This is a genomic window from Rathayibacter sp. AY1D2, from assembly GCF_002932695.1.
In the GTDB taxonomy this organism is placed as follows: domain Bacteria; phylum Actinomycetota; class Actinomycetes; order Actinomycetales; family Microbacteriaceae; genus Rathayibacter.
This window is the reverse complement of the sequence record NZ_PSVX01000101.1, coordinates 1-7909: the sequence shown is the minus strand read 5'-3', so window position 1 is coordinate 7909 and position 7909 is coordinate 1. Positions and strand designations below refer to the sequence as shown.

Sequence of the window (7909 nt, the reverse complement as noted above, 5' to 3'; positions counted from 1 at the left end):
CGCCGCGCGAGCATCCAGCGCCACCTCGTGCCGGTGATGCTGCAGTGGTTCGCCGACGGACCGGACCCCGACTACGGCCTGCTCGCGTTCCGGCGCCTCCCCGGAGCCCACCGACTCCAACCCCGGCTACGTCACCCCGCTCGTGCGCAAGCTCGCCGGCGAGAACGGCATCGACCTCTCCACCCTCACGGGAACCGGAGTCGGCGGCCGCATCCGCAAGCAGGACGTCCTCGACGCGGTCGAGGCCGCCAAGTCGGCTCCGGCCGCCCCGGTCTCGGCGCCCGCCGCCGCAGCCGCCAAGGCCGCGCGCACCCCGCTCGAGACGTCGCCCCTCCGCGGCACCACGCAGCCGATGTCGCGCCTGCGCAAGGTCCTCGCGCAGCGCGCCGTCGAGTCGATGCAGACGAGCGCCCAGCTCACCTCGGTCATCGAGGTCGACGTCACGGCGGTCGCCCGCTTCCGCGACTCGGTCAAGAAGAGCTTCCAGGAGAAGACCGGCGCCAAGCTGTCCTTCCTCCCGTTCTTCGCCCTCGCGGCGGCCGAGGCGCTCAAGGCCTACCCGGTGATCAACTCGACCCTCGACGGCGAGTCGATCGTCTACCCAGACCACGAGAACATCAGCATCGCCGTCGACACCGAGCGCGGCCTGCTGACCCCGGTCCTCAAGAACGCGTCCGAGCTGAACCTCGCGCAGATCGCCTCCACCATCGGAGACCTGGCCGAGCGCACCCGCAACAACAAGCTGAAGCCCGACGAGCTCGCCGGCGGCACCTTCACGCTGACCAACACCGGTTCGCGCGGGGCCCTGTTCGACACTCCCGTCGTGTTCCTGCCGCAGACCGCGATCCTCGGCACCGGCATCGTCACCAAGAAGCCGGCCGTCGTGCAGGTGGACGGTACTGACGCCATCGCGATCCGCTCGACCGTCTTCCTCGCGCTCTCGTACGACCACCGCACGGTCGACGGAGCCGACGCGGCGCGCTTCCTGGTCGCGATCAAGGAGCGCCTCGAGGAGGGCTCGTTCGAGAACGACCTCGGCATCTGACACGCTCCCCCTGAGCGCGCCTCTCACGAGGCCGCTCCGGTGTAGACGTCGCGGATGAGCCAGCCGGCCTCCGTCCTGATGATCAGGACGGAGGCCGCTGTCCTCCCCGGGGCCGTCCGGAGGTGCACGACCGCCGATGCCCCGTTCACGTCGACGAGGACGGCCGACGCCTCCCCCGTCGCCGGGACAGCGGAGGCGGGGCCGTCCGCTGCGTCGCCGAGCGGCGAGTCCGCCGTGACCAGACCGCGGGCGCACTCCCGGTCCCCGCACGCGCGCACCGCGTCGATCAGCACCTCCGCCGCCTGCTCGGCGTCGAGTGAGGTCGCCGCGACCGGAGCGGGCGGTGCCGCGGTCGCCACCGCCGGCGGAGTCGACCGAGCCGGAACGGGCGCGGCTGCGGTCGACGCCTCCGCATCCTGCACCTGCCGACCGGGCCCGCCCGCGAGCGATCCGGCGAGCACCGCTCCCAGCACGATCGCCGTCCCGACGGAGAGCGGTCCCCGACGCCGGACGACGAACGCCCGGAGGCGGTCCTGCCAGCCGTCGAGCGGATGGACCCGCCGGTGCCGGGCAGCCGGAGCAGGCACCGCCTCCCGACCCCGTGCATCCGCGCCGGACGTCGGCAGCGCCCGCACCGCCTCGCCTATCCCCTGCGGATCAGCGAGTCCGTAGAGGTTGCCCTCCAGCGCCAGCAGGTCGCGGTGCCGCGCGAGGGCGGCGACCGGCAGCTCCGGGCAGAGCATTCCGAGGCGCTCCAGGACCCGCTGCAGCGCGTCGCGCGCCGCACGCGGGGTGTCGACGGCGGGCGTCGTCAGCAGCAGCAGCGGCCGACCCTCCTCCGTCAGGCCGATGTCGTCCGTCGTCGGAGCCAGCCATGCTCCCTCGAGCGCGGCCGACCGGACCGCGCCCACCACGGGGGCGAGGAGGGTGACCGCGGCGCCGAGTGCGATCCCCCGCTCGACCCGCAGGAACCTCTCGAGTGTGGCGACGACGGGAGGGGCGGTCGAGACGATGCGCCTCCTCGGAGACGACTCCACCCGGACGATGCGCTCGCGGTGGCGGTGCTCGGCGAGCCGAGCCACCGCCGACACCTGTAGCGCCTCGGCCTCCCGCGGCCGCATCGTCCGCTCGGCCGGCGGTGCGGCATTCGGCGCAGGCGTCCGCCGCCTCCCCGTCCGCACTCCGCCGATCCTCCGGCCCTGGACCGTCCCGCTGCTCGTCATGAGGCGAGCCTGACCGCAGGTCGGGGCGGAGGACGCCCGTCGATCCCGATCGGTGGACGGATCGGCGCACGTGCCCTCTGTGGAGGAGCCGGATCCGCGTCCGGGGTCCGCCGCCGCGCTCCCGCTCGGTATCCTTGACGTCATGGCACGCAGCACGGAACCGTCGACGAAGGCGGTCAAGGAACCCGGACGTCTCAAGCAGATGTGGCAGGTGTTCCAGATGACCCGCCGCTACGACAGCAGCGCCGTCTGGATCATCCTCCTCGCGCTCCTGCTCCCGATCCTGCTCGGCGTGCTCCTCGGCATCCTGCTCGGCAACGGCAACGGCTTCGTGATCGCGCTGTGGATCATCGTGGGCGTGATGGCCGGCCTGGTCGCCGGACTCGCCGTGCTCTCGCGCCGCGCCGAGCGCGCCGCCTACGGGCAGATCGCCGGGCAGCCCGGCGCGGTCGGCGCCGTCCTGCGCAGCGGACTGCGCGGCACCTGGACCGGCGGCGAGATGCCCGTCGCCGTCAACGGCAAGACCCAGGACGCCGTCTACCGCGCCGTCGGCCGCGGAGGCGTCGTGCTGATCGCGGAGGGCCCCGCCTCCCGGACCAAGCGCATGCTCGAGGACGAGCGGCGCAAGGTGTCGCGGATCCTGCCGAACGTCCCCGTCACCTTCGTGCACGTCGGCTCCGACGCCGATGCGACTCCGCTGCACAAGGTGCCGAGCCGCCTCTCGAAGACGAAGAAGGTCCTCACCAAGGCCGAGGTCCTCGCGGTGAAGAACCGGCTCTCCTCGCTCAACACGTCGCTGCCCATCCCGAAGGGCGTCGACCCCTTCAAGGTGCGCCCTCAGCGATCGCGCTGACGCACGACGCGACAGGCCGGTCGGGATCTCTCCCGGCCGGCCTGCTTCGTCTGCGGCGCGAGTCAGTAGCGGACGAGAACCGTCCAGGCCACCTTGTCGTGGAAGCCGCGCTGGTCCGAGTCCCAGACGAGCGCCGGCACCAGCACGGCCAGCAGCACAGAGCGCACGATCGGGCGCCACACGCCGACCCAGCCCCCGCCGAGACGGATGACGCGCATCCCGAGCAGGCGGTGCCCGATGCTGCCGCCGATGGTGGGGATGAAGACGACCTGCAGCAGGACGAACAGCAGCAGGCTCGCCCAGCGGTCGTAGTCGAAGAACGCGAGCGACAGCAGAGCGGCGACGGCGAAGTCGACGGCCAGGGCGGCGATGCGGCGGCCGGACCGTCCGACCGAGAGGCGACCCTCTCGGGGGAGGCCGAGACGCTCTCCCGGGTACGAGCTCGGGGCGGCGTCGGCGAAGGTCCTGCGGTCGGCGGCTGGCATCCTCCGATCCTATCCGCGGCGTCTCGGAGCGGACCGAGGGGCGGGTGGTCCGGCAGGCGACGTGGAGCCCGACCCCGGACGGGCCCCGTAACATGTCGGAAACAAGAGGGACACGGTGGGGAAACCCCCCGTCACTACCCTGGAACGGCTGCGCTCTGCAGCACCCCGTTACGCCATTGGAGACCTTTGCATGTTTAAAGATTCTTCCGAGGTGCTCTCGTTCATCAAGGACACGGACGTCAAGTTCCTCGACATCCGGTTCACCGATCTCCCCGGTGTCCAGCAGCACTTCAACATCCCCGCCTCGACTGTCGATGAGGAGTTCTTCTCCGTCGGTCAGCTCTTCGACGGGTCCTCGATCCGCGGATTCGCGAACATCCACGAATCGGACATGCAGCTGATCCCGGACGTGACCACCGCCTACGTGGACCCGTTCCGCGTCGAGCGCACGCTGATCCTCGTCTTCGACATCTACAACCCGCGCAACGGCGAGATCTACTCCAAGGACCCGCGTCAGGTCGCGAAGAAGGCCGAGAAGTACCTCGCGTCGACCGGCATCGCCGACACCGCGTTCTTCGCCCCCGAGGCGGAGTTCTACATCTTCGACGACGTCCGCTACGAGATCACGCAGAACTCCGCGTTCCACTCCGTCGACTCGGTCGAGGGCGCCTGGAACTCGGGACGCGTCGAGGAGGGCGGCAACCTCGGCAACAAGACGCCCTACAAGGGCGGCTACTTCCCGGTGAGCCCCGTCGACAAGCAGGCCGACCTCCGCGACGACATCTGCCTCAAGCTGATCGATGCAGGCCTCATCCTCGAGCGCTCGCACCACGAGGTGGGCACCGGCGGCCAGGCCGAGATCAACTACCGCTTCGACACGATGGTCCACGCGGCGGACGACATCCTGAAGTTCAAGTACATCGTCAAGAACACGGCCGAGCAGTGGGGCAAGACCGCCACGTTCATGCCGAAGCCGCTCTTCGGCGACAACGGCTCGGGCATGCACACCCACCAGTCGCTGTGGAACGACGGCACGCCGCTCTTCTACGACGAGAACGGCTACGGCGGTCTCTCGGACCTCGCGCGCTGGTACATCGGCGGCCTGCTCAAGCACGCCCCCGCCGTCCTCGCGTTCACGAACCCGACGGTCAACTCGTACCACCGCCTGATCCCGGGCTTCGAGGCGCCGGTCAACCTGGTCTACTCGGCCGGCAACCGCTCCGCGTCCATCCGCATCCCGATCACGGGCACGAACCCGAAGGCCAAGCGCATCGAGTTCCGTGCGCCCGACGCCTCCGGCAACCCGTACCTCGCGTTCGCCGCCCAGCTGATGGCGGGCCTCGACGGCATCAAGAACCGCATCGAGCCGCACGAGCCGGTCGACAAGGACCTCTACGAGCTGCCCCCCGAGGAGGCGAAGCTCATCCCGCAGGTCCCCGCGACCCTGGGCGAGGCGCTCGACGCCCTCGAGGCCGACCACGACTTCCTCCTCCAGGGCGGCGTGTTCACTCAGGAGCTCATCGACACCTGGATCGAGTACAAGCGCGAGAAGGAGATCAAGCCCCTCGCGCAGCGTCCTCACCCGTTCGAGTTCGAGCTGTACTACGGGGTCTGATCCCGCAGCACTGCCGAAGGGCCGTTCCTCCTCGGAGGGGCGGCCCTTCGCCGTCCCCGGCGCGCGGGCGTCAGCGGTAGGAGGAAGCGTCTCCCGCGGCCGGCCCGTAGAACAGGCGCTCGAAGACCGCGCGTGAGCGGCGGGTCACACCGAGGTAGTCGTCCTCGAGCGCCGTCGCGGACCCGGCCGGGTACTCCAGCAGGCGCGCGACGCCCTCGAGCTGCCGGCGGTCGGTCGGGAGGACGTCGCTGGTGCGGTTGCCCCAGAGCGTGGTGCCCGAGCGGACACGGGACGCGAGGATCCACGCGGCCCGCAGCCGCTCCGCGTCCTGCGGGCCGACCATGCCCTCCTCCTCCGCGACCGCGAGGGCGGTGAGGGTCGAGGTGGTCCGCAGCGCCGGGGTCCGCCGCGCGTGCTGCAGCTGGAGGAGCTGCACCAGCCACTCGACGTCGCTCAGCGATCCACGGCCGAGCTTGAGGTGACGGCGGGGGTCGGCGCCCTGCGGCAGGCGCTCGCTCTCGACCCGTGCCTTGATCCGCTTCACCTCGCGGATGTCGCGGTCGGAGACCGCTCCCGGGTAGCGGACCCCGTCAGCCAGCTCCTCGAAGTCCTCGATGAGCGCCTGGTCCCCCGCCACTCCCCGCGCCCGGAGCAGCGCCTGCGCCTCCCAGGTCAGCGACCAGCGGGCGTAGTAGGCGCGGTAGGAGTCGAGGGAGCGCACGAGGGGGCCGTTCTTGCCCTCGGGCCGCAGGTCGGCGTCGAGGTCAAGCGGCAGGCGGGAGTCCTCCGTGAGCCGGACCAGCTCGGCGACGACGAACTGCGAGTAGAGCTGGGCCTGGTGCGGCTCGGCGGTGCCGGGTCGCTGGACGTACATCACGTCGGCGTCGGAGCCGAAGCCCAGCTCCGCTCCCCCGTATCGGCCCATGCCGATGATCGCGAACTCCGCGTCGGCGCCGGGCCGGGTCGCACTGCCGCGCCGGATGGCGGCGAGCACGCCGCCCAGCAGTGCGCTGATGATGTCGGTGAGGCTGGTCGCGATCTCCTCGATCGAGCTGAGACCGAGCACGCCCCCCATGGCGGTCCGCAGCACCTCGCGCCGGCGCATCGAGCGGAGGACTGAGGCGACCGCGTCGGGCGTCTCGTGCCGGGCGAGCACGGCGCGCACCTCCTCGGCGAGCTGGGCGGCGCTACGGGGGCGGAGGGCGTCGTCGTCCTCGAGCCAGGCCGCCGACTCCGGGATGCGGTCGAGAAGCTCGCCGACGAAGCGCGATCCGGAGAGCACCGTGGTGAGCCGCTTGGCGGCTCCGGACGAGTCGCGCAGCATCCGGAGGAACCAGGGCGTCCCGCCCAGTGCGTCGCTGAGGCGCCGGAACGCGAGCAGGCCGTAGTCGGGGTCCGGTCCGTCGGCGAACCACTGCAGCATCACCGGCACGAGGTGGCGCTGGATGCTCGCGCGGCGCGAGACGCCCGAGGTCATCGCGGCGATGTGGCCGAGCGCCCCGCGGGCGTCCGCGAAGCCGATGGCGGCGAGGCGCGCCTCCGCCTGGCCGGTGGACAGCTCGGCGCCGCCGTCGGAGAGCGCGGCGACCGCGGAGAGCAGCGGACGGTAGAACAGGCGCTCGTGCAGGCCCCGGACGCGGTGCTTGATCCCGTTCCAGACGCTCAGCAGCTCCTCCGCCGTGCGGGCGAGCCCGCTGGAGCGGGCGAGGGTCCGCAGCTCGTGCTCGTCCCGCGGCATCAGGTGCGTGCGTCGCAGGCGCCGCAGCTGGAGGCGGTGCTCGAGCAGCCGGAGTGCTCGGTAGTCCTGCGCGAACTCCTCCGCGGCGGAGCGGCCGATGTACCCGCGGTCGGCGAGGGCGCCTAGGGCGAGCAGAGTCCCGGGCATGCGGATCTCGTCGTCGGTCTGCCCGTGGACGAGCTGGAGCAGCTGCACCGTGAACTCGATGTCGCGCAGTCCGCCGGGCCCGAGCTTGATCTGGTAGTGGACGTCGTTCTGCGGGATGTTCTCGGTGACCCGCTCCCGCATCCGCTGCACCGACTCGACGAAGTTCTCGCGGGAGGCGCTCGACCAGACCTTGGGCGCGACCGCGTCGACGTACGCCCGCCCCAGCTCCTGGTCGCCGGCGAGCGGGCGCGCCTTGAGCAGCGCCTGGAACTCCCAGCTCTTCGCCCACCGGTCGTAGTAGGTGATGTGCGACTCGAGGGTGCGCACGAGCGCGCCCTGCTTGCCCTCCGGGCGCAGGTTCGGGTCGACCTCCCAGAGCTCCGGCTCCATCGCCAGCGCGGAGGTCCCGCGCATGAGGAGCACGGCGAGCCGGGTGGCCACGTCGATCGCACGGGCGTTCGTCAGCTCCTTCTCCGGGTCGCCCTCGGCGACGAAGATCACGTCGACGTCGCTGACGTAGTTGAGCTCGGACGCTCCCGCCTTGCCCATGCCGATGACGGCGAAGCGGGTGGCGGCGACCTCGTCGCGGCCGAAGCGACCCGGGCCCGTGCCCTCGACCAGCTCGGTCCGCGCCACGGCGAGGGACGCCTCCAGCGCGGCTCCGGCGAGGTCGGCCAGCGCCCTCGTCACCCGGTCGATCGCCGCGACGGGGTCGGCCTGGCTCAGGTCGTGGACGACGATCCTGGTGAGGAGGCGGCGGTACCGCACGCGCAGCGCCGTCCAGCCCGCCTCCTCCCGGAGCG

At 71.6% G+C, this 7909-nt stretch carries 5 protein-coding genes and 1 pseudogene; 3 read left to right on the top strand and 3 right to left on the bottom strand.

From position 1 onward, the window contains the following. Nucleotides 1-94 precede the first annotated feature (94 nt). Nucleotides 95-1045, top strand: a pseudogene (gene sucB / locus C5D04_RS17220) (2-oxoglutarate dehydrogenase, E2 component, dihydrolipoamide succinyltransferase); the annotation flags it as partial. Nucleotides 1046-1068: 23 nt separating this feature from the next. Here sucB and C5D04_RS17215 read toward each other — a convergent pair. After that, the gene (locus tag C5D04_RS17215) at nt 1069-2136 is read right to left on the bottom strand and encodes a hypothetical protein (protein ID WP_104348111.1); all 1068 of its coding nucleotides are present in this window, start codon (nt 2134-2136) and stop codon (nt 1069-1071) included. 274 nt (nt 2137-2410) lie between these two features. Between C5D04_RS17215 and C5D04_RS17210 the strand changes: the two genes are divergently transcribed. Next, nucleotides 2411-3121, top strand: coding sequence for a DUF4191 domain-containing protein (locus C5D04_RS17210; protein ID WP_104223728.1), 711 nt, complete (start codon nt 2411-2413; stop codon nt 3119-3121). A gap of 62 nt (nt 3122-3183) precedes the next feature. Here the strand turns inward: C5D04_RS17210 and C5D04_RS17205 are convergent, their stop codons facing one another. Beyond that, nucleotides 3184-3606, bottom strand: a complete 423-nt coding sequence (locus C5D04_RS17205) for an RDD family protein (RefSeq protein WP_104348110.1) — start codon at nt 3604-3606, stop codon at nt 3184-3186. 190 nt (nt 3607-3796) lie between these two features. Between C5D04_RS17205 and glnA the strand changes: the two genes are divergently transcribed. Then, nucleotides 3797-5221: a type I glutamate--ammonia ligase gene (glnA, locus tag C5D04_RS17200; RefSeq protein WP_104223668.1), complete on the top strand. Its 1425-nt coding sequence runs from the start codon at nt 3797-3799 to the stop codon at nt 5219-5221. Between the two features lie 70 nt (nt 5222-5291). On the opposite strand, the gene C5D04_RS17195 is transcribed toward glnA, so the two are convergent. Beyond that, nucleotides 5292-7909: bifunctional [glutamine synthetase] adenylyltransferase/[glutamine synthetase]-adenylyl-L-tyrosine phosphorylase (locus C5D04_RS17195; protein WP_104348109.1), on the bottom strand; the 2618-nt coding region annotated here is incomplete at its 5' end.

What these genes read in the sequence shown, in the direction of transcription:
- C5D04_RS17205 (WP_104348110.1), bottom strand. Translation starts at nt 3,606, where the DNA reads ATGCCAGCCGCCGACCGCAGGACCTTCGCCGACGCCGCCCCGAGCTCG.
- glnA (WP_104223668.1), top strand. Translation starts at nt 3,797, where the DNA reads ATGTTTAAAGATTCTTCCGAGGTGCTCTCGTTCATCAAGGACACGGAC.
- C5D04_RS17210 (WP_104223728.1), top strand. Translation starts at nt 2,411, where the DNA reads ATGGCACGCAGCACGGAACCGTCGACGAAGGCGGTCAAGGAACCCGGA.